The organism is Myxococcus stipitatus DSM 14675 (genome assembly GCF_000331735.1).
GTDB classification, from domain to species: domain Bacteria; phylum Myxococcota; class Myxococcia; order Myxococcales; family Myxococcaceae; genus Myxococcus; species Myxococcus stipitatus.
The window spans coordinates 8,643,694-8,664,774 of the sequence record NC_020126.1 but is presented as its reverse complement, the minus strand read 5'-3'; the positions used below and the strand labels follow the sequence as shown (position 1 = coordinate 8,664,774).

Sequence of the window (21,081 nt, the reverse complement as noted above, 5' to 3'; positions counted from 1 at the left end):
CCGGACAGGACACCGTACACCCGAGGGCGACACCCGGGCGGAAGGGACTTCTCCCGCCTCGGGTGCCTGTTCGTCCAGGGGCCGGCCGCGCGAGGGGCCGAGGACTACGCGGGCTCGATGAAGTTGAGCCGGTAGCCGTCCGGGTCGGTGACGATGACCTCCCGGGTGTACCAGGGCTGCACGGTGGGGCCTTCCACCTCGGCGCCTTGGGCCTGCGCGCGCAGCAGCAGCTCGTCCAGGCCGTTGGGCGTGCTCTCGAGCCGGATGCCCACGAGCACGCCCAGGCCCCGCCGCCCCTCCAGCTGTCGCGCCGACGGAGGCGAGACGAGGTAGATGTCCACCGTGCCCGCCCACTGGAGGCGGACGAAGGGGGGCTCGGCCTGGGTGCGCTCGAAGCCCAGCGCTTCGTAGAACGCCTGTGAGCGCGCCAGGTCGGAGACGAGCAGCTTGACGAACGCGGAGCTCACTTCGTCAGCCCTTCGGCCGCCAGCGCCGCCTGCACGTGCGGCCGCGCGGCGATGCGCCCATGGTAGGCCTTCACGAAGGGGTAGGGCTCCAGGTCGATCTGCATGGGCCGCGTCCAGTTCAGCACCGTGAAGAGGTAGGCATCCGCCACGGTGAACTGCTCCCCCATCAGGAACGCGTTCTTCTCGAGCAGCCCGTTCAACGTCGTGAGCCGCTGCGCGATGCGGTCGCGGAAGATGCGCTTGCCGTCATCGGGGAACGCGGGGTTGAACAGGGGGCTGAAGGCCTTGTGCAGCTCGGTGGAGATGAAGTTGAGCATCTCCTGGAGCTGGTAGCGCTCGAACGTGCCGTTGGCCGGGGCGAGCTTGCTCTCCGGCGCCTGGTCCGCCAGGTACTGCACGATGGCGGGCCCTTCCGTCAGCATCGCGCCGTTGTCGAGCACGAGCGTGGGCACATAGCCCTTGGGGTTGACGGTGTTGAAGTCCACGCCGGTCTCCGTCTTCTTGGAGCGCAGGTCGACCTTCTCGACAGCGAACTTCAATCCCGCCTCGCGCAGGATGATGTGCGGAGACAGGGAGCAGGCACCCGGCGTGTAGTAGAGCTTCATTGCGACACTGACCTCATGGTGGGGGGTTCGAGGCGCGCAGTTGTGCACCTTCCCGAGAGGGGATTCCACCGTTTCGCGAAGGCCCCCGTCCCGACGTGGCCGGTTGGCCAGGGGGCGGCGCTCGATGTTCCCTGGGACTCCTGGGTCCTCTGGGCCCCCTGCCCGGGCCGCGCTCGGAGTGGTAGTTCTGTTGGATGGCGGCAGGCATGGGCCCGGGGCGCCCGCCACGCCTCTCTACCCCTCGCGCGAGCCCGGCCCCGCGGTGCTCCGTTTGTCATGGTCGGCGCTCATCCCGGCCAGGAAGGTCTGTATGCGTTTCAAAGCCACGTGGTTGCTCCCCGTCGCGCTGCTGGCGCTGGGGTCGATGCCCGCCTGTTCGAGTGACGGCGACGGCGACGACGACAAGGCCGATGGCGGCGGCAACCCGGATGGCGGTGGCAATCCGGATGGTGGTGGGAACCCGAACCCGGAAGACGCCGGCGGCGTCGGGTCGGGCACCGCGCAGTGCCCCGCGGGCGCGCTCCTGTGCGAGGCGTTCGAGAGCGGCGAGGGGATCTGGGAGGTCCAGAAGGACAACGCCACCATCGTGGCGGACGCGACGAAGACGCACACGGGCAGCGGCGCGCTGCACATCGTCACCAAGGACGGCGTCGACGAGCGCCGCAACGAAGGGCAGGCCATCGCGCGGTGGGCCCGCGGCATCACCCCCTTCGAGACGCAACTCTTCGTCCGCGCGCACGTCTTCATGAAGGACCTGCCGCGGGTCTTCGGGCAGATGGGGACCTTCTTCGTGCTCTCCACGAGCTCGATCGAAGGCGGCTTCGAGCTGCAGGTCATCTCGGACCAGGGCTTCGCGCTCGATGACTGGTCCGCGCGGCCCGGACAGGGTTGGAACCGTCAGGGCCCGCCGGTGAACCTGGGCATGTCCGCGGGCCGCTGGGTCTGCCTGGAGTGGGAGATCCGCCGCGCCACCAAGACGAGCACCCATGGCAACACGCGCGTCTACGTGGACGGCGCGCTGGCCCATGACTTCCCCGACATCGGCATGCGCAACTACGACGTGTTCGCCGTGGGCTACGGCTTCGTGCACCCGCTGGACAAGTCGGGCTCCGAGACGTGGATCGACAACGTCGCGGTCTCCAGCAAGCAGCGCATCGGCTGCGAGTAGCACGCGCCGGATGTCCGCTCGGGAGGGAGCACGCCCTGCCCCTCCCGAGCCGTCCCCGGCCTGGCGCGTGTCAGGACCTCCTGGTCATGTTCGTGTTGTCATGACACGAAGTCCCGAGGGACTCACCGGGACGATGGGAGCGGGACATGTCGTTGAAGGGGCTGGCGCAGGAGACGGTGCGAATCACGGAGGAGGGGACGTATGTGGCGCCCTCGGGGCGGCGCGTCGTGCTGGGTGACAGCGTGGCGCGCGCGGTGGAGGGGACGGTGCTCTACCGGCCGGGGGACTTCGGGCCGCTCGTCGTGCCGGAGGGAGTGCCCACCCCGCCGCGCATCGAGGTGACGGGCGAGAAGACGGGACAGGCCGCCCGGCGCCTGGTGGAGGAAGGGGAGACGCGCATCGCCGCGCTCAACTTCGCCTCCGCGAAGAACCCCGGTGGAGGCTTCCTGGGCGGGGCGAAGGCGCAGGAGGAGGACCTGGCCCGCTGTTCGGCGCTCTATCCGTGCCTGCTGACGCAGCGCGAGTACTACGACGTCAACCGCGCGGAGTCCTCGCCGCTTTACACCGACCACCTCATCTACTCGCCGGACGTGCCGTTCTTCCGGGACGACGCGCTGGAGTTGCTGGAGGAGCCCTTCCTGCTCTCGGTGCTCACCATGCCCGCGCCCAACGCGGGGGTGGCGCTTCGCGAGAATCCGGGCCTGCGCAGGCAGGTCCACGCGGTGCTGCGCGCGCGGGCGCTCAAGGTGCTCCAGGCGGCGGCGCGCGAGGGCCATCGCGTCCTGGTGCTGGGGGCGTGGGGCTGTGGGGTGTTCCGCAACGAGCCCGCTGAAGTGGCCGGGGCCTTCTCGTCCGCGCTGGCGACCTTGTCCGGGGCCTTCTCCCGGGTGGTGTTCGCCGTCTACGAGCGAGGCGGGGATGGGCCCAACCTGCGTGCCTTCCAGGAGCACTTCTCCTGACGGACGCGGAAGGGGGAAGCGGGCGTCAGCGATAGCGCGCGTACATGGGCGCGGGCATGGCCACGGGCTCGGACGACAGCTCCGGCTCGGTGGAGGTCAGCGGCGCGTACACGTCCACGGGGGACGCGCGGCCCACCACGAACTCCGCCGCGTCCCGTAGCTTCTCCAGGGCGAGCTCCGTGCAGTGCAGCGTGATGAGCGGAAGGAATCCCGGCTCGCTCATCCACTTCACGGCGTCGGAGAGGTGATTCGCATCGAGAAACCCCACCACCGAGTCCCTGAGGGCGCGGCTCTCCTCTCCCGCGGCTTGAAGGACTTCTCGCCTGTCTCGCGGAGCAGGGGGAGTACGCGACTCGCCCTCTTCGCGGGGCATGATGATGGTCTCAATCCACATCGGAGCGCCCTCCGGACGGAAGTCCCAGTGGCGCGCTGACCACGACACCTGCTGGCGCGGAAGCCACTGGGCTGCCGGAGAATGATGCGCGATTTCACTCCGCGTTGTTTCTCTCTCCGCGCCATTTCCTTCTCGGCGGGCGACAAATTGTGAAAAATCGGAGTGGCTTTGAAACCCACGGTGCCGGGGTCCACCCACCATGTGGGGTCATTCCCTCGGGGTGTGGAGCCCTCAGGCGCCCACCGTTGGACACACGGCTCCGGCGCGAGGGTGAGACGCGCCGCCGCACGCCGAATCCTTGCTCGCGCGGGCGTTCTCCTCGTGAGGCCGGAGTGAGCGCCGTGGGAGGCGAGGGGCTTCGTGCGCCGTGGAGCGCGCGAGTGAAGCCGCTCACACCGCGGTGCGCGAAGCCTAGATGGGCAGCTCCACGACGAAGGTGGCGCCGCCGCCCGGAGCGTCCTCCACGCGGATGTGGCCGCCGTGTGCTTCGACGATCTGCCGGACGATGTAGAGCCCCAGCCCCATGCCGCCCCGGCGCCGCGCGTTGTCACCCTGGGTGAAGCGCTCGAAGATGCGCTCGCGATCCCGCGGAGGAACACCCGGGCCGCCGTCCCGCACGAGCAGCCGCACGCCGTCCTCATGGCGGGTGAGCGAGAGGCGAACGGGATTGCCCGCACCATAGCGAAGCGCGTTGGACAGCAGGTTGCTCACCACCTGCTCCAGCCGCAGCCGGTCGAAGCGGCCCACCACGGGCCCCTCCACGGAGGCGGTGAGCTGGACACCCGTGTGACGGGCCTCGTCCGTGAAGCGCGCGACCAGGTCCCCGACGACGGCGGCGAGGTCGCCTTCGGTGAACTGGAAGTCCAGCTTGCCCGTGCGGATGCGGCTGACGTCGAGCAGGTTGTCCACCAGCGCGCCCAGCCGGCGCAGCTGCCGCTCCGTCGACTCGAGCTTCTCGTGCACCCGCGGGGCGCTGAGCGTCTCCGTGGGGTTGCTTTCGCCCATGCGCCGCAGCAGCTGGGCCTGGAGCCTCAGCGACGTCAGCGGCGTGCGCAGCTCGTGGCTGGCCAGCGAGAGGAAGTCGTCGCGCGTGCGCACGGCCTCCTGCAGCGCGAACTCCGTCTCCTTCAGCGCGGTGATGTCCAGGATGGCGCCACGAATCACCACCACCTTCCCCGTCGCGTCGCGCAGCACCCGCGCCCGGCTGGTGAGCCAGTGCCACGTGCCGTCCGGCCACGCGGTCCGGAAGGTGGAGGCATACGTGTCCGCCTTGCCCGCGAAGATGTCATCCAGTTGCGTCTGGACGCCCATCCGGTCATCGGGGTGGAGCGACTCGATGAACCGCTCGTGGGTCCACTCCGTCAGCGGGTGGGGATAGCCGTAGAGGCGGTCATGTCCCTCCGAGCGGAACACCTGCCCGGTCGCCAGGTTCGTCTCCCAGACGGCCATCTGCGCCGAGTCGAGCGCCACCTGGAAGCGCTCGCCGAGCTGGCGGAAGCGCTCCTCGGTGCGGGCCACTTCGTTCTCCGCGCGCTGTCGCCGGGTGATGTCGGCGGCGAGCACCCATGTCTCCTCGCCCACGATTTGGACATTCACGTCCAGCCAGGTGCGCGAGGGCAGCTCCGCCAGGAAGCGTCCGCCTTCCCGGGTGGTGAGCGCCGCCATCAGCCGCTCATGCAGCGAGGTGCCCGCCAGCGCGGGCTCCGCGACCCAGGGCTCCTGGCCTTGGAGCTCCTCGGCGGGCAGCCCCAGGAGCGCGGCGGCGCGGCTGTTCACCTCGCGGATGCGCCCGTGGGCATCGAGCGAGAGGAAGGCCTCGCTCATCATCTCCCGGAGCAGCCGCAGCCGCGTGCCGTCGGAGGGGCCCTGCTCGTCTTCCGTGCCCGGAGGGAGGGAATACGTGACGCTGTCGGCGTCCGTCGGGGGGCCGGACGCGGTGAACGGCGCGGGGTTCATGTAGACCTGAACCGTCCCCTGGCGCTCCAAATGCGTCAAGTTGCCCACTCCGCCAGGGGAGGGGGCGTCCGCACGCCGGGGCATGCCGCGGCCCTTCCCCCGAGCCCTCTTCCGCCGGGCCCCGCGCCGCGGACGCGACATCGGCTTCAGGAACCGTTCGGGTCCGGCAGGGGCTTGGGCATCTGCCACAGGCCCGTGGGCTGGAGATAGCCCTGGTCGAACGCGAAGAGGATGCCCATCCAGCGGTCCTGGAAGACGGCCCAGTTGTACTCCGTGGGCTGCGACGTCAGGGGACTGCCGTCGCGGTCCGGCTGGCTGTACGCATAGTCGGCGTAGTTCCAGACGACCGTCCCGAAGTGGGTGCGCAGCAGCGGCGTGAGGGCCTGGAGCAGCGCGACGCGGGACACCTCGTCGGGCCGAGGCACCTCAGGCGAGAAGACGGGCTCGGCCATGTCGTGCTGCTCGCGCCAGGCGATGTAGTTGGTGCCCATGGCGATGAGGGCGTCGCGCTCCTCGGGCGTGGGCGCCACGCGGGCCTTCTCGTAGAGGGCGAAGGCCGCCACCAGCAGGCTCTTGTAGTGCATGCTCGGGAAGAGCTCGTCGAACTGGTGAGGGCGCGGCGTGTCGGACGCGTGGGCGAGCGCGAAGTTGTACGCCTCCACCGCCTCTTCGGGGACGGCGTCCACGAGGGTGAACCCGGCGAGGACCTGCTCGGCCGTCACGTCGCCCCCCGCGTCGTGGCGCCATTCGAGGAACAGCCGCCCCGAGCCGCCGATGTCCGTGTAGATGGCGACGTTGCCTTCGTGCAGCGTGCGCTCCAGCGTGATGACGATGCACTCCACCTTGTCGAGGGGCCAGAAGCGAGGGGCCATCCAGTACAGGCTGGCGGCGCGCGCGACGGTGGTGGCGAACGTGCGGACGTCCAGGAGGGCCGCGCCGTTGAGCGAGGTGATGACCGCCGCGAGCGAGGCGGACGCGTCCACGGGGATGCCTTGCAGCACCAGCTCCAGGGCCACCTTCCGGGTGGTGGAGTGGAGCTGGGTGTCGAGCCCCGCGCGAGCGAGTGCCTGCGTCACGGTGAGCGAAGGGCCTCCGCGCGCGGCGTTGATGATGCGTCGGGCGACGGCGGCGCCGAACATGCCTTCGCCTCCGGTGCGCGAGGCGTGAGGGGCGAAGGTGAACCAGGTGGGCCGCACGGCGCTGGAGCCACCGGGCTCGAGCGTCGGGTCGAGAATCGCGCCCAGCTCGTAGGCGATGGCGATGTAGCCGTCGGTGATGCGGCGATTGTCTTCCAGCGGAGTGGGTTGCTGCGCTCCGGCCGCGCTGGACGTCAGCGCGACGGCCAGGGCCAGGACGGCGAGCGTGGGGGCCGGAGCAGGAGAACGGTTCAATGGCATGAGTGGTGGTCCGTCGAGAGAGTCCTGAAGCTCTGGGGAGGTAGTCACTGCCCAGTTGCTTCCAAGACGCCCCGGACTTGCGTCCTTGAACGAGTGTCCGAAGGTCGACGCTTCACTCCGCGCATCGCGAAGCGCCACGCGATTGTCTGGGGCGCGCGTACGTGGCGCGGCTCAGAGGTGTCGCGCGGCGAGCGTGGCCCACAGGTTTCCGGGAGGGGTGAAGACTTCCGCCGCGCGGACTTCCACCACCCACCAGGCTCCGCCAGCGAGCTCCTGCTCGAGCTGTCCAGGGCCCCAGGCAGCCACCCCGGCGAAGGCGAGCGAGCCTGGGGCGGGTGGTTGGGTCGTCTGGTCTGACGCGTACCAGGAGAGGCCACTCAGGAGGTGATGGGCTCCCTCGGGTGGTTGGGATTGAGGGGTGAGGGTGATGCGGTGGGTGGGGTGGACCGGGCCGCCCCAGCGGTCCACGCCCTGGGGGAGGGGTTGTTCGTCAGGGGCGCGCACCCGGTTGAGGACCAGTCCCCAGGTTCGGTGGGTGTCGCCGGCTTCGAGGAGCAGCACCACGGTCTGGTGGAAGGTGTCGGAGACGCCGCTGGGGCGGGCGACCAGGACCCGGCCGGCCTCGGGGGCGAGGGGCGGGTGTTCGCGGGCCTTGAGTGTGTCGATGAGGCGCGGGAAGAGCACGAGCGCCGCGAGGCCGGCGAGGAGCGGTAACCCGACTGAGTAGCGTGGCAACAGTCGTCTCATGGTTGCGCTCGCAAACCGGTTACTTCAATCGGGCGAGGTCCTCGGGAGTGTCCACATCCTGGTTACCGCCGGGGAGCGGGACGGTCTCGACGCGGGACGGGTCCCGGGCGATGACGCCGCGTGCGCCCTGCTCGGGGGGAAGGGCTTCGAGCTCCGCGAAAACGGCGCGGGAGAACAGCGCGGGTACACCGAGGGTGCCGTCATAGGCGGAGGCCACCACCGCGGCGTTCGTGGTCTTCAGCGTGGTGACGAGGGACTTCAGGTGGGAGGCGTCCACTGTGAGTTGGTCGCACAGCAGGACCAGGACGGCATCGACGGTGGGGCCGCCCGAGGACTCCGTCGCGAGCACCGCCGAGAGTCCCGCCTTCAGCGAGCCCCCCGGGCCGAGCGCCCAGTCGGCGTTCCTCACGCAGTGGACGGGGAGCCCGGTCAGCTCCAGGGCGATGGCGTCGGGATGCGCACCGAGGACGACGGCGACGGGGCCATGGCCGACCGAGAGGGCCATCTCCACGGCGCGAAGCACCAGCGTCTGGCCTTGATGCCTGACGAGCTGCTTGGGTTGTCCCAGTCGCGACGAGCCTCCGGCCGCGAGCAGCACCACGCCTACCGTCACGTCGTCACGGGTCGAGGTCACGAGGCTGTGCCCCGATGCGTTGAGGGATGTGAGCCGTCTGACGAGGTGCGGTGCTTCATGCGGCGAGGGGCTTGATTCGAAGGGGCCGGAGGCGCTGGCCTGGTGGGAGCGGGCCGGGCCTGTGGCTTCATGCGAGCTTCCGCGCGGGAGGTGGCGCCACGGTGTGGATGGGGGCGCGGCGCTCTCGCAGCTTGCCTCCGACCCGGTCCGACACGATGGCTTGCAGCTCGGCGACGATGGACAGGGCAATCTCCTCTGCCCCTTCCGCGCCCAGGTCCAGCCCCACGGGGGCATGCAGCTTCTCCAACAGCGCATCGCCTGGCGGAGGAGACATCGCCGCGAGCAGCTTCTCCGTGCGAGCTCGAGGACCCAGCACGCCCAGGTATCGCAAGGGGCGGGGGAGCAGGTCCGCCAGCAACACCTGGTCCTGCGGCAGGCTGTGGGTCATCAGCACCACGAGGGCGCGAGGTGTCAGTCGGACGGCTTCGGCCGCATCACGCGCCTTCGCGGAGACCACGGAGTGCGCGAGGGGAAAGCGGCGGCGCAGGGTCTCCTTCGGACGGTCCGCGACGACCGTGACGCGCCAGCCGAGCCCTGTTGCCTGGGTCACGACGGGCACGACATCGAAGCCGCTGCCGAACAGCACCAGGGAATGTGGAGGCTCCACCACCTCCATCAACACCAGGGCGTCACCACAGGGGCCGCTCCAGGTCCGCCCCTGTGCCAGTGCTTCATGCGCGGCGGCTCGGACGGCTTCACCCAGTGCACCCTCGACGTGTCCGGCCCCCAGGCCGTCCTCACGGAGCATCCAGCGTGTGCCCACGGTGTGAGACGGGCCTTGGTACACGGTGGCCACCACGGCTCGCTTGCCCTGGTTGCGCGCCTCGGCGGCGAACGAGAGTGCCTCCTCGGCGCCTGCCTCGAAGCGCTCCAGCAGCACGTCGACGATTCCGTTGCAGCCGAGCGCGAAGGACAGCCCACCTTCGTCCTCGGTGCCTTCTCCGGTGGAGTCGTAGCGCAGCACGCAAGGCGCGGTGCTCGTCCTGAAGAACGCCTTGCGGACGATGTCCGTCTCCAGGCACCCGCCGCTGACACCTCCCGCGAGCCACCCGTCCTCGCCCATCAACATCCGGGCGCCGGGCTTTCGATAGGACGAGCCCGATACCGCGACCACCGTGGCCAACACAGAGGGGCCCCGGGCGTGAGCACGGGCGCGCAGGATGGCATCCAGGTCCTTCATCTCCCGCCATTCATAACAGCCAAGCCTCCACGGTCAACGGCCCGGGTTCCGTTCAGCCCAGGGCTCCGTGGAGGCTTCGGACGCCTGCCCACCTCCGGTGCGGCGCGACTGCCACCAGCCCATCGGGCCATCGGGCCGGCGAGGCGACCGCCCTCCATCGACCCTCGTCGCCGGACGTCTCCAGCTCACCCGACCCACTTCCGGCGCAGCGCGAATGCCACCAGCAGCACGAGTCCCAGGGGCCCCGCGAAGCCTCCTCCCGCCGCGCCACAGCCGCCCTTGTCTTCAGCCTTCCCAGGCGCACCGGGCCCGGCCGGCCCCGCGTCCGGTGCTCCCGAGCCCGCATCCGGTGTCTCGGTGCTGGGGCCCGCCGGGTCGCCATAGGCTCCGATGTGGCCCGGGCTGCTCACCGCGCGAGGCTCGGCCGCGCGGTGCTTCCCGTACTGCCAATCCACGACGAGGGATGCGGCCTCGGGAGGAGGCGCCACGGCGGCACCTCTCAACGGCGAGTTCTCCAGCAGGTGGAAGTCCTGCCCCGCGATGTCCACGAGGCCCGGGGCGTCTCCCTGGAGATTGCGAGCCGTCTCCTCGATGGTGCCGGTGAGCGTGCCGAACGTGCTCGTGTAACCGGTTTCATAGAAGTTGCCGCCATGTCGAATCGTCCCCGCCGCATCCGTGAGCGCGAGCGAGCGACCGGTGTTGCCTTCCACCAGATAGGCATTGCTCGTGACGTATGCGGTCTGCGCATTCGTCGACAGGCGCATCAGCGTGGTGCGGTCCGTGCGCGTGGAGAGGATGGTGTTGTTGAAGAGGTAGAGCTGCGAGCGGTACTGGGCCGCCGTCCCATTGTCCCCGCCGAAGTGGATGACCTGCGCGTTGCCCGCCCCCGCGGGCTCCAGCAGCACGTTGCCGTAGACGAACGTGCGCGCATAGGACGGGTCCGCGCGAATCGTCTCGCTGTCGGACTCCACCAGGTCGAGCTGCCGGTTGCCGCCCTCAATCCAGTTGTACCGGATGACCGTGCCGCCCGAGCGGTCCTTCAGGTTGTTCCCCAGACACCCGGCGCAGAGCGGACCGAAGCGGTTGAACTGGTACGTGATGCCGAGCGCCTCGGTGTACGCGTTGTGCTCGTAGATGCTGCCGGAGTTTCCGTTGCCGTGAAGGTGGTTGCGCTCGACGAGGATGTCCGACGACTCGTTGGCGATGAACAGGCCGTTGCCGCTGTCCTCCAGGACGCAGCCTCGGATGGTGATGTGCTCACCCTTCTCGATGAAGATGGCCGCCGCGTTGTCGAGATAGCGACTGGCCCCGTTCCGTCCGGTGAAGGCGCCTCGTGCCCGCTTGAGGTGCAGGTTCTCCACCACGAGGTAGGCGGGCATCGTGTCCGCGGGCCGATTGGCGCCGCCAATCTTCACGATGCCGCGCTGCTCGTTCCAGAAGTTGAGCTGGGTGCGCGTGGTGGCGTTCTCGCCCTGGATGACGGGCAGGTTGCCCGCCGCGTCCGGTACGCCTCGCACGGTGATGGGCGCCGCGGCGGTGCCTCTCACGCCCAGCACCCACTTCTCCTGGTACGGCGTGGGGCGCGCGTGGATGAACACGGTGTCGCCCGGTTGCAGCGACTCCCAGGGCACTTCACCGATGCTCGCCAGGGACTGACCGGGCCCCACGCGATACTCGGCTGCCTGGGCCGTGAGTGACAGAAGCAGGAGGCTGAGGACTCCGCGGGGGCTGGGCATGGAGGGGATGTTGCGTCGTTCCCCGGGGGAGGGTCCATGACCCCCTGGATTCTTCTTCCCCGCCGTGTAGTTTCATTCCGCATGCCCATCCTGCGTCAGGCCTTCGCCCTCCAGGCTCTTCACGAGCTCGGCCGTCTGGCTCCGGACCTCGCGCGGGTCCGGGCGCAGCGCTCCCTGGAGGCGAGCCTCCAGAGTCTGCGCGAGGCGTGCCTGACGACGCTGGGGATGGAGCTCGACACGCTGACGCTGTTCGACGCGCGCTCCGTGGTCCGGTTGTTCGCGCACGCGGAGCAGGCGCGAATCCTCGCGCACCTGATGGATGAGCGCGCCCGCACGCTGGCCGAGCACGGCGACTATGTGGGAGCGCTCTCGGACACGGTCTACGCGGGACAGCTCCTGGCCTGCTCCCGGCAGCGCTTCGGTGTGCAGCGAGACGCGGGCGCGGCGGAGGCCCTGGAGCGGGAGCTGCCCAAGCCAGGGCCCTGAGCCGCCTCGAGCCTCAGGCCGCGACGCGGGCCCGGGGGCGGCGAGCGAGCTGCGCGCCACAGGCCACCGCATGTCGCGCGAGTGCTTCATCCAGGGCCGCGTCGTCCAGCTTCACGCCCTTCTCGCGCCACAGGTTGTCGACCTGGAGCTCGCCCTCACGCACGCGGGCTTCCAGCCGTCCCACGAGCTGGCCTCGGTGGAGGAGGGGACACACGTACCAGCCCCACTGCCGCTGCGCGGCGGGCTTGTAGACCTCCCACACGTAGTCGAAGCCGAAGGCCACGCGCACCAGGCCCCGGTCCCAGAGCACCGGGTCCAGGGGGCCGAGGATGCGCATGCGGGTATCGGGCTCCGGGAACTCGCGCTCGCGGAAGCCGGTGGGGGCGAGGTAGCGGCGGGGGGAGCCGGGCACGGACACCTCCTCGAGGACGCCCTCGGTGAGGAGCGTGTCGGGGAGCGACGCGGTGCGCACGTCGGACAGCGAGGACCAGTGGGGCCCGCTGGCGCGGCTCAGCAGGCCCGCGGCCTCCACCCGCTCCAGGAGGGCCCATCGCTGGAAGGGGGTCTTGACGGCCGCGTCGGCCATGCGGGGCAGGGCGCGACGGGGGATGTCATAGATTTTGCCTCCAGGGCCGCGTCCGCACACGACCACCTGGCAGCGAGTCCAGAGGACATCCAGGGCCATGGCGGTGGCGCGCGCGGTGCTCTTCCATCCGCTCCAGTCGAGGGGCTTCACGGTGCCGTGGTCCGTCAGATCGCGGGAGGACGAAGGGCCCTTGCGAGTGACTTCCTCGAGCACCGCGTGGAGGACGGACTCCGGGATGCGCTTGAGTCGCTCCTCCTGTCGCCACCATGGTGCCTGGACGGCGTGGTCGCGGTAGTACGGGAAGGCGCTCGCGGGGAGCAGGCAGCGCTCCTTGGCGAAGTGCTCGAAGGCGTGACCGGGCAGGAGGTGTCGGTACACGTCCCCGCGCGCCAGTCCGTCCACTCGCGCGAGGGCGACGAGGTCCGCGTTGGTGCCGATGACATCCAGCGGGTCGAGCTGGATGCAGCGCAGCGCCTTGAGGAGCGCGCGCGCACCGCGTGCGCCTGGAGGATGAAGGGGGCGCGCGAGGCCGTGCTGTCCGATGAGGAATCGCCGTGCCTCGTCGGGCTGAAGCACGGTAGGGGAGGGGCGCGAGGTCGAAGCCACGGCGAGGACGTTAACAACGTGCCCGCGGCGAGAAACCTCGAAGTATGGGGGGCCTCGGGACGGCGGTGCTTTCTGGCGGTTGTGTCCCGGCGGCACGGAGGGGCTGCTGCCAGGTGGTAACCCCCAACGGGCACTCAGGAAGTCGACGAGGCCGATGCCGGATGTCGGCGCGACCTGGCGGAACCCCACAACCCGGCACATGCGTTTCGTGCGAGGGAGGGGCGGCACCGCTTGGAGGTAACCCCCAACCGTCACGTGGCGTCCACGAGGGCACCACGGCCAGCCGACGCTGAGGCGCTGCTGTCAGGCGGTAACCCCCAACTGCCACGTGGCACCCACGATGGGGCACCACGGCCGGCCGACGCTGAAGCGCTGCTGCCAGGCGGTAACCCCCAACCGCCACGTGGCATCCACGAGGGCACTACGACTGACCGACGCTGAGGGGGCTGCTGTCAGGCGGTAACCCCAACTGCCACGTGACACCCACGACGGGAGCGCCACGGCCGGCCGACGCTGAGGCGCTGCTGTCAGGCGGTAACCCCCAACTGCCACGTGGCACCCACGATGGGGGCACCACGGCCGGCCGATGCTGGGGGGCGTTGCTGCCAGTCGGTAACCCCTCAGACGGAACGGTGCGGACTCCAGCAAGAGGCAGCTGAGAGTCCCACGCGGTCGGTAACCCCATCAGCCACGCAAGAGGCCACAAGGGCTCATGAAGCAGCGCGTCAGCCCCGCGAGCCCGTAACCCCACAGACAGGTACGCAAAGCCCTCGCGAGGCCGCTCCGCCCCGCGCTGGAGCACGGCGGCGCACGCCATCCCCCCTGCTCAATCGCGCTCACCCTCCGGCTCGGGCTCCGGCTCGAGCCTCGCCTGCCGCTTGCTGGCCTCCCACGAGGCCTCGGCGTCATGGGCATGTTCGACGGCGGCGACCGCGTCGTCCTGGGCGCTCGCCCAGGTGGTGTGCCCTCCGGCGTAACCCTCCAGCGGCCGAGGCCCCCTGCGAGCCTCCACCTCCAGGTCCTTCAACTCCTCCTCCTGAAGCCGCCGCCGCTCCTGTTCCCGCTCCCGTTCGTGCTGTCGGTCGATGATGGGTTCGTCCGCCATGGCGCTGGCTCCTCCTGGCTGTAACCTGTCAACGCCCCACCACCGGGGAGCAACACGACGAAGCGACCTGGAGAGGCGCACGCCCGGTGGGCGGCCCGGACGTCCCTCCGCCCCCCAGGCGCCCACGCCTCACCCCGCGCGCATCCGCAGGACCACCTTGCCCGTGGCACGCCGCGTCTCCAGCTCCCGCAGCGCATCCGCCCCCGCCTCCAGAGGGAAGACGCTCCCCACCACCGGGTCCAGGATGCCGCGCTCCGCCAGGGCCTCCAGCTCCTTCGCGATGGTGCGCGTCAGCGAGGGCTCATGCATCAGGAACCCTCCCCAGGCCACGCCCACCACGTCGATGTTGCGCAGCAGCAACCGGTTGACGGCCACCTCGGGAATCTTGCCTCCCGCGAAGCCCACCACCAGGAGCCGCCCCTCGGGCGCGAGGACCTTGAGGCTCCGCTCGAAGATGTCGCTGCCCACCGGGTCCACCACCACGTTGGCGCCCAGTCCGTCCGTCAGCTCCTTGACCTGGCCCATCCACGCTCCCGTGGACAGCAGCACCTCGTGAGCCCCCGCCTTGCGGGCCACCTCCGCCTTGCGCTCGTCGCTCACCACCGCGATGACCCGCGCCCCCGCACCGCGCGCCACCTGCACACACGCCGTCCCCACTCCTCCCGCGGCGCCGTGCACCACCACCGTCTCTCCCGCCTTCACCCGCCCCCGGCGGTGCAGCGCGAAGTGGGCCGTGTGGTAGTTCATCACCACACCCGCGGCTGCCTCGAAGCTCCAGCGCTCTGGGATGCGGAAGACCATCTCCGGCGCGATGGCCGCCACCTCCGCGAAGCCTCCCAGCCCGAAGCTGAACGCCATCACCCGGTCTCCGGGCTTCACCTCACAGCCCGCGGGCGCGGCCCGCACCGTCCCAGCCACCTCCACACCCGGCACGAAGGGCAGCGGCGGCTTCAGCTGGTATTGCCCTCGACTCAGCAACAGGTCGGGAAAGCTCACGCCCGCGGCCACCACGTCGATGAGCACCTGCTCCGCCGCCTCGGGCTCCGGAAGCTCCACCAGCATGAGCCCGTCCGGTCCATCCAGTCGCTGCATCTGCAGTGCGCGCATGTCTTCTCCTCTCGGCGCGGCAGCCTCGCGCACCCGCAAGCCCAGGAAAAGAACTCGCGCCCAAGTCGGCCCCGACGTCAGGAAACCCGCACGGGCTCCGTGGGGAGGCGACGGAAGATCGGCGTCTGGCCTGTGTGGCCCGACACGCTCAAGGGCTCTCGAGGTCGCTGGTTCGAATCCAGCTCCCCTGATTCGTGCGGGGGATGGCTCAGGGGTCAGAGCGCGAGACTGAAAAGATGGCCGCCTCACTCGGGCGCCGGTCTTCCTCCCCCAAAATCCCCGCCGGAAATGAGGCCGAAATCGCGTCCCTACGCGCGCGGACCTCACGTGGACATCTTTGGTCACACGTTTTTCGCGAAAAACACCATGGGATGGGGTTACCCACTACGTCGCATGGTTCGACACCTGTCGTGGGTAGGGCGCCCATAAGTCCACGGAATGTCTCGGAAAAGAGTCGAAGCCCGGTAATTTGGGAATAGAGTGTTAACTAAAAATATCGCGCAACCTTGAAATACCAAACCATCCTGTGACACCTTGGTTACTAATCTTTCCGCTTAGGAGGATTACAAATGGTGAATCAGCGAGTGCGCGGTGCACTTGGTGTAGCGGCGCTGTCTTTCCTGGTTGGTTGCAACGAGTCCACCCCTGCTCCCGAGGCCAACAAGCCCCAGGAGGCCGCGAAGAAGACCGCGGCCCTTGGCAACGGGATCAACATCGTCGACACGGAAAAAGGCACGGACATCCCCACGTTCATCTCGGGGAATCTGGGCGAGCTGGCGCTGGCCCCCGCGGGTGCCGCCTCCATGCAGCAGTCGGACCTGGCCCCCGCACTGACGGCCGTGGCCCCCCTGTTCCACCTGAAGTCGGGTGACCTGTTCCTGAAGAAGGCCTACACGGACCGTCAGGGCGACAGCCACTTCCGCTTTGGTGTGCGCATCAACGACGTGGATGTGTACGGCGGCGAGCTGCGCATCCACACCCGCAATGGGCAGATCATCGCGGCGAACACCAACACCCGCAGCGACCTGAAGGCGGAGGCCAAGCCTTCCGTGGACGCGTCCGTGGCGAAGTCCGCCGTGGCGTCGGACCGCGAGTCGCATGACGGTCTGCGCGTCGAGGAGGCCACGGAGCTGGTGTACTGGCGCGATGGCGACCAGCTCATCCTGGCCCACAAGGTCACCCAGACGGGCGAGAAGAAGGATGGCACGCCGGTTCGTGACTTCGTGCTCGTGAACGCGAAGAACGGCGACGTCATGGTGCGCCTGCCGCAGATCCACGAGGCCATCAACCGCCGGATGCACAACGGCAACAACACCACGACGCTGCCTGGCACCCTGGTCCGCACCGAGGGTCAGCCGGAGCACGCCGACCCGGTCGTCAACACCAACTACGACCACCTGGGCACGGTGTACGACTGCTACAACGAGCTGTTCGGTCGTGACTCCATCGACAACCTCGGTGGCGCGCTCATCAGCACCGTCCACCACCGCGTCAACTACGTGAACGCCTTCTGGAACGGCACCCAGATGGTGTACGGCGATGGCGACGGCGTGACGGCCAGCAACCTGGCCAACTCGCTGGACGTGACGGCGCACGAGCTGACCCACGCCGTGACGGACTACGAGTCGGAGCTCATCTACTCCGGTGAGTCCGGCGGCATGAACGAGTCCATGTCGGACATCTTCGGCGCGGTCTGCGAGTGGTTCGGCGACGGCAAGGTCGTCAGCACCCGCACGTGGCTGGTCGGTGACGACGTGTGGACGCCGTCCATCCCGAACGACGCCCTGCGCTACATGGCGAACCCCACGCAGGACGGGGACTCCATCGACTACTTCCCGGACTACTCGTCGGGCATCGACGTGCACTACAGCTCCGGTATCCCCAACCTGGCGTTCTACCTGCTCTCGCAGGGTGGCACGCACCCGCGTGGGAAGACCACGACGGTGGTGGCGGGCATCGGCATCGAGAAGGCCGCGCACATCTGGTACAAGGCCAACGCGGACATCCTCCAGGCCAACTCCGGCTTCGAGGCCTCCAAGATCGCCACGGAGCAGGCCGCGACGCAGCTCGGCTATGACGCCGCGACGATTGCGTCCGTGACCAACGCCTGGAAGGCCGTGGGCGTGGGCGTCCCCATCATCATCGAGAGCACCGAGGTGGTGAAGAACGTCCCCGTCACCGACATCGCCGGTGGCCGTGGTGAGCGCAAGTACTTCCACATCGAGGTCCCCGAGGGCGCGTACGACCTGAACTTCTCCATCTCCGGCGGCACGGGTGATGCGGACCTGCACGTTCGCTTCGGCAACCCCCCGACGACCACCACGTACGACTGCCGTCCGTACCGCAGCGGCAACGTGGAGAGCTGCGTGTTCCCGACTCCGAGCCAGGGCAAGTGGTACGCGATGCTCAACGGCTTCAGCCCGTACACGGGCGTGACGCTGACCGTCACCTGGAAGGGCGGCTTCATCCCCGTGGAGAGCGGCGTGGCGGTGAAGAACCTGTCCGGCGCGGCGGGCTCCTCCACCGTGTTCACCCTCCAGGTTCCGGAGCGCAAGCCCGGCACCGGCACCAACAGCCTCTTCGTCCAGACGGGCGAGGGCGAGGGCAACCCCGACGTGTACGTGAAGCTCGGCTCGGCTCCGACCAAGTCGGACTACGACTGCCGCAGCGTGAAGGAGCACATGTCGGAGGTGTGCAACCTCCACAACGTGCCGGCCGGCAAGTACTACATCGAGGTCTTCGGCGCGAAGGGTGGCTACGAGGGCATCGCGTTCATCGCGTCGCACAAGTAACCCCCTGACGCAGGCGGCGCGGCGGCTCTCACAGCCGCGCCGTTTCAGGCCCCGGTCGTCCGTCTCGCACGGACGCCGGGGCTTCGTCGTTTCAGCTCAGCGGGGGGGCCTGCTCACGGCGACTGCCGCGGCGCGCCCGGGAGGATTTCGCGGAGGCACCGCTCGATTCCGCCCCGGTGCTTCCACTGCTGGGGGTAGCCCAGCGACACCTCCTCGAAGCGCACGCCGTCTCGCCACTGCGTGAAGGGGATGTGCAGGTGGCCGGTGACGACGACCTCCGCCCGGTAGCGCGCGTGCCAGTCCTCGGTGCGCTTGGTGCCGCACCAGATGGAGAAGCGGGGGATGCGCGGCAGCCACACGTGCTCGTGGCGCAGCGGATAGTGGTTGATGAGGATGGTGGTGCAGCCGGCGGGGAGTGACTCGAGCCGGGCCCGCGTCGCCTCGACGCGCGCGATGCACCACTCGGTGCGCGTGGCGTAGGGCTCCGGATGCAGGAGCACCTCGTCGGTGCAGAGCAGGTTCTCCTCCATGGCCCAGTCCAGCGCCTTCTCCGCGGGGACGTGGTCCGGGCGGAACGAGTAGTCGTAGCCCAGGAACATGGGGACGATGACGCGGTGGGGGCCCTCGCCGGGCCAGCGCACGTACGGGTCCTCCGGGGTGAGCGCGCCGTGGCTGCGGCACAGGGAGACCAGCCGCTGGTAGCGCGCGTCGCCCTTCAGTGAGGGCTGCTCGGAGGGGAGCGTCCACAGCTCGTGGTTGCCCGGAACCCAGATGACCTGCCGGAAGCGCGCCGTCAGCGTGCGCAGCATGAAGTCCATCTCGGACAGGGTCTCGCCCACGTCGCCCGCGACGATGAGCCAGTCGTCGGGGAAGAAGGGGAGGGTCTGCAGGGCCTGACGGTTGTCGGCGTGACGCAGGTGCAAGTCGCTGATGGCGTAGAGCTTCATGGCGAGCCGCGCCACCTTAACGCGGGCGCACGAGGCGCGCCGCCCCTCCGGGACGTCAGCAGGAGCCCGAGCCCAAAGCGCGAAGCTGGGCGTGCACCTGGGAGGGGGAGGCGGCGCGGTCCACCCAGGTGATGCCTCGGAGGCAGGGCCGGGTGGGAGGACTCACCGCGTGCAGCGCGCAGGCGGTGCAGGGGTGGTGGGCGCGCACCTGCTCCAGCAACTCCAGGCCCGCTCCATCCGGGAGCAGGTCCCCGCTCACCACCACACGAGGCGCCTCCTGCCGCACGAGCGCCAGGGCCTCCGTCATGCCCTGGGCGAAGCGCTTCCCACCTGGCAAGTCTCTCGACAGGCGTCGCAAGGCCGCGAGCGCGCGCGGGTCTTCGTCCACGAACAGGAAGGTGAGCGAGGGCTTCGCAATCATTGCTGGGACGCCGCCACGGAGAGGGTAACGCATCAGGTTAGCTCCCCATAAGACTACCTGGGAAGTTCTTGGATGCCAACCTCTCAAGTCATATCGACATGGGCGGACCCATTAGGTTAACGAACATGGAAAAGACCCTCGCCTCTCGACTCGGAGGAGCTGCGCGCCTCGCCCGGACCCGCCTGAATCTGACGCAGGCCGACGTCGCGGAGCGCATCGGTATCGCGAGCGAAGTCTACGGGCGCCTGGAGCGCGGCCACATGCTGCCGAGCATCCAGACCTTCCGCCGGCTGTGCGTGGTGCTTTCCATCTCCGCCGACGAGGCCCTGGGCCTCAAGCCCTCCCAGGAGGTCAAGTGGGCCGCGGAGCCTCCCAGCGAGTATGGCGAGTCGGGTGAGCTGCGCCGGCTCCTGCGCCGCGCGAAGCAACTGGACCGCAGCGCCATCCGCCTCTTGAGCGTGCTGGCCGCGCAGTTCAGGCCCAAGGGGAGCTGAGCGCTAGCTTCGGGCCTTGCCCTGGGCTTTCGGGGCGGCCCGCTTCGCCAGCCGGTCGCGGAGCTTCTTCGCGGAGGGGAACCCGTGGAAGAGCACGACCTGCGGGTGCGCTTCCAGGGCCTCGCGCTCCGCGCCTTCCTTCGCCAGGAGCGCCCGGTCGACGCCCAGCAGCAGGCCGTCATCGGGGCGGGTGCGCAGCTCCGTCAGCCTGCGGTTCAGCGCCCCCGCGTGCCACGCGTGGAAGAGCTCCAGGGCGACTTCCTGGCCGGAGGTGCGGTGGCGGAAGGTCAGGTCGGGGACGCACAGGCCCAGGGCCCCCACGTGGCGGGGCAGGGGTGTCAGGTCCAGCTCCCAGTCCTCATCCTCGAAGCCCGCGGACAGCTGGGCGACCTCCTCCGGGATGTGTCCCAACGCGGCGGGTAGGGGAGAGAAGAGCGGGTCCTTGTCGCTCAGCATCAGCGTGGCCGGGCGGCGCGAGGGCTCCACGGTGGCCTTGAGCTCCCAGCGCTCGAGCACCGGGACGACGGACAGGAACGAGGCGAGCTGCAGGCCGTACTTCTTCTGCATCGCGAGCATGGCGCCGGGGCCTTCGACCTCCAGCTCCCAGTCGGGTCCATCCCGGCGCACGTCGGCGACGAGCCGGCAGAACTTCAGCCAGCGCAGGGCCTTGCGCACGCGCAGCAGCTCGGGGGCGCGGGCCCTGAGCGTCAGGCGGCGCGCGGACAGCAAGGGCCCTTGCGCCAGCGCGAGGTTGTAGCGGTCCACCAGCTCCTGGGCGGTGAGCGCGTCGCCGTCCCAGCCGAGGAGTCTGCGGTTGCCGGGCAGGTCCGCGTAGAGGGCCTCGCGCGCGGCGGGGAGCGGGGTGCCCAGGGTGGTCTCCAGGCGGGCCTCGTAGTCCTGCACGGAGGTGTCCGGGGTCAGCGTGCGCAGGACCTGGGCGGCGGTCTTCAGGCGCTCCCAGCGTGCCTCGGAGACGCCGGGCGCGGGCTCCTCGAAGGCGAGCCGGTCCACCAGCAGCTTCACCAGCCCGCGCGCGACCTTCGGACGGGAGAAGGCGCCCGCGGACAGGCCCAGCGTCTCCTCCACGTCGTCGCTCGTCGCGTCGCGAGAGGACTCCACGGTGGCGAGGAGCTCGGCGGCGAGCGTGAGGAGGGCCGGGTCATCGCGCTTCACGAAGGCGGGGCGCAGCACGCCCTTCGTCACCCGGAAGGCCAGGAGCTCGCGGGTCAGCACG

General features: G+C 69.6%; 20 protein-coding genes. 5 read left to right on the top strand and 15 right to left on the bottom strand.

Annotated elements, in window-relative coordinates; translation table 11 throughout:
• Positions 1-104 precede the first annotated feature (104 nt).
• Both MYSTI_RS33435 and gstA read right to left on the bottom strand, forming a co-directional pair.
• The gene (locus MYSTI_RS33435) at positions 105-467 is read right to left on the bottom strand and encodes a VOC family protein (protein WP_015352265.1); all 363 of its coding nucleotides are present in this window, start codon (positions 465-467) and stop codon (positions 105-107) included.
• Entirely contained in the window at positions 464-1,072 is a 609-nt protein-coding gene (gstA, locus tag MYSTI_RS33430) for a glutathione transferase GstA (protein ID WP_015352264.1), read from the bottom strand. The genes MYSTI_RS33435 and gstA overlap by 4 nt, the downstream gene beginning before the upstream one ends.
• A gap of 310 nt (positions 1,073-1,382) precedes the next feature.
• Here gstA and MYSTI_RS33425 point away from each other — a divergent pair, with 310 nt between their 5' ends.
• Together MYSTI_RS33425 and MYSTI_RS33420 are read left to right on the top strand one after the other, a co-directional pair.
• Positions 1,383-2,240 carry a hypothetical protein gene (locus tag MYSTI_RS33425; protein WP_015352263.1) on the top strand — a complete coding sequence of 286 codons (858 nt, stop codon included), beginning with the start codon at positions 1,383-1,385 and terminating at the stop codon, positions 2,238-2,240.
• Positions 2,241-2,386: 146 nt separating this feature from the next.
• Positions 2,387-3,199, top strand: a complete 813-nt coding sequence (locus MYSTI_RS33420; RefSeq protein WP_015352262.1) for a TIGR02452 family protein — start codon at positions 2,387-2,389, stop codon at positions 3,197-3,199.
• Between the two features lie 25 nt (positions 3,200-3,224).
• On the opposite strand, the gene MYSTI_RS33415 is transcribed toward MYSTI_RS33420, so the two are convergent.
• From MYSTI_RS33415 to MYSTI_RS33385, 7 genes are all read right to left on the bottom strand, one after another.
• Positions 3,225-3,593, bottom strand: coding sequence for a hypothetical protein (locus MYSTI_RS33415; protein WP_015352261.1), 369 nt, complete (start codon positions 3,591-3,593; stop codon positions 3,225-3,227).
• A gap of 411 nt (positions 3,594-4,004) precedes the next feature.
• The gene (locus tag MYSTI_RS33410; RefSeq protein ID WP_015352260.1) at positions 4,005-5,633 is read right to left on the bottom strand and encodes a sensor histidine kinase; all 1,629 of its coding nucleotides are present in this window, start codon (positions 5,631-5,633) and stop codon (positions 4,005-4,007) included.
• Between the two features lie 62 nt (positions 5,634-5,695).
• A complete protein-coding gene (locus tag MYSTI_RS33405) occupies positions 5,696-6,946 on the bottom strand; it encodes a hypothetical protein (protein ID WP_015352259.1) in 1,251 nt (416 codons plus the stop codon).
• A 171-nt stretch (positions 6,947-7,117) separates the two neighbouring features.
• A complete protein-coding gene (locus MYSTI_RS42415) occupies positions 7,118-7,681 on the bottom strand; it encodes a YqgE/AlgH family protein (RefSeq protein ID WP_169558686.1) in 564 nt (187 codons plus the stop codon).
• Positions 7,682-7,712: 31 nt separating this feature from the next.
• A complete protein-coding gene (locus MYSTI_RS33395; RefSeq protein WP_015352257.1) occupies positions 7,713-8,306 on the bottom strand; it encodes a nucleotidyltransferase family protein in 594 nt (197 codons plus the stop codon).
• A gap of 148 nt (positions 8,307-8,454) precedes the next feature.
• Positions 8,455-9,567, bottom strand: coding sequence for an XdhC family protein (locus tag MYSTI_RS33390; protein WP_015352256.1), 1,113 nt, complete (start codon positions 9,565-9,567; stop codon positions 8,455-8,457).
• 185 nt (positions 9,568-9,752) lie between these two features.
• Positions 9,753-11,303, bottom strand: coding sequence for a right-handed parallel beta-helix repeat-containing protein (locus tag MYSTI_RS33385; RefSeq protein ID WP_015352255.1), 1,551 nt, complete (start codon positions 11,301-11,303; stop codon positions 9,753-9,755).
• Between the two features lie 81 nt (positions 11,304-11,384).
• Between MYSTI_RS33385 and MYSTI_RS33380 the strand changes: the two genes are divergently transcribed.
• The gene (locus MYSTI_RS33380; protein ID WP_044281923.1) at positions 11,385-11,789 is read left to right on the top strand and encodes a hypothetical protein; all 405 of its coding nucleotides are present in this window, start codon (positions 11,385-11,387) and stop codon (positions 11,787-11,789) included.
• A gap of 13 nt (positions 11,790-11,802) precedes the next feature.
• Here the strand turns inward: MYSTI_RS33380 and MYSTI_RS33375 are convergent, their stop codons facing one another.
• The 3 genes from MYSTI_RS33375 to MYSTI_RS33365 all read right to left on the bottom strand — a co-directional run bounded on the left by MYSTI_RS33375 (position 11,803) and on the right by MYSTI_RS33365 (position 15,193).
• The gene (locus tag MYSTI_RS33375) at positions 11,803-13,182 is read right to left on the bottom strand and encodes a DNA glycosylase AlkZ-like family protein (protein ID WP_015352253.1); all 1,380 of its coding nucleotides are present in this window, start codon (positions 13,180-13,182) and stop codon (positions 11,803-11,805) included.
• Positions 13,183-13,807: 625 nt separating this feature from the next.
• Entirely contained in the window at positions 13,808-14,086 is a 279-nt protein-coding gene (locus tag MYSTI_RS33370; protein WP_015352252.1) for a hypothetical protein, read from the bottom strand.
• Positions 14,087-14,215: 129 nt separating this feature from the next.
• Complete coding sequence (locus MYSTI_RS33365; RefSeq protein WP_015352251.1) at positions 14,216-15,193, bottom strand: NADPH:quinone oxidoreductase family protein; 978 nt, start codon at positions 15,191-15,193, stop codon at positions 14,216-14,218.
• 569 nt (positions 15,194-15,762) lie between these two features.
• On the opposite strand from MYSTI_RS33365, the gene MYSTI_RS33360 reads away from it, so the two are divergent.
• Complete coding sequence (locus MYSTI_RS33360) at positions 15,763-17,985, top strand: M4 family metallopeptidase (protein WP_015352250.1); 2,223 nt, start codon at positions 15,763-15,765, stop codon at positions 17,983-17,985.
• 113 nt (positions 17,986-18,098) lie between these two features.
• Here the strand turns inward: MYSTI_RS33360 and MYSTI_RS33355 are convergent, their stop codons facing one another.
• Positions 18,099-18,932, bottom strand: a complete 834-nt coding sequence (locus tag MYSTI_RS33355; protein ID WP_015352249.1) for a metallophosphoesterase family protein — start codon at positions 18,930-18,932, stop codon at positions 18,099-18,101.
• Between the two features lie 55 nt (positions 18,933-18,987).
• On the bottom strand, positions 18,988-19,353 hold the full coding sequence (locus tag MYSTI_RS33350) for a response regulator (protein ID WP_052351108.1): 366 nt from the start codon (positions 19,351-19,353) through the stop codon (positions 18,988-18,990).
• Positions 19,354-19,478: 125 nt separating this feature from the next.
• Between MYSTI_RS33350 and MYSTI_RS33345 the strand changes: the two genes are divergently transcribed.
• On the top strand, positions 19,479-19,847 hold the full coding sequence (locus tag MYSTI_RS33345; protein WP_015352247.1) for a helix-turn-helix transcriptional regulator: 369 nt from the start codon (positions 19,479-19,481) through the stop codon (positions 19,845-19,847).
• Between the two features lie 3 nt (positions 19,848-19,850).
• Here MYSTI_RS33345 and MYSTI_RS33340 read toward each other — a convergent pair whose 3' ends face one another.
• Complete coding sequence (locus tag MYSTI_RS33340; protein WP_015352246.1) at positions 19,851-21,080, bottom strand: DUF790 family protein; 1,230 nt, start codon at positions 21,078-21,080, stop codon at positions 19,851-19,853.
• Position 21,081: the final 1 nt, after the last annotated feature.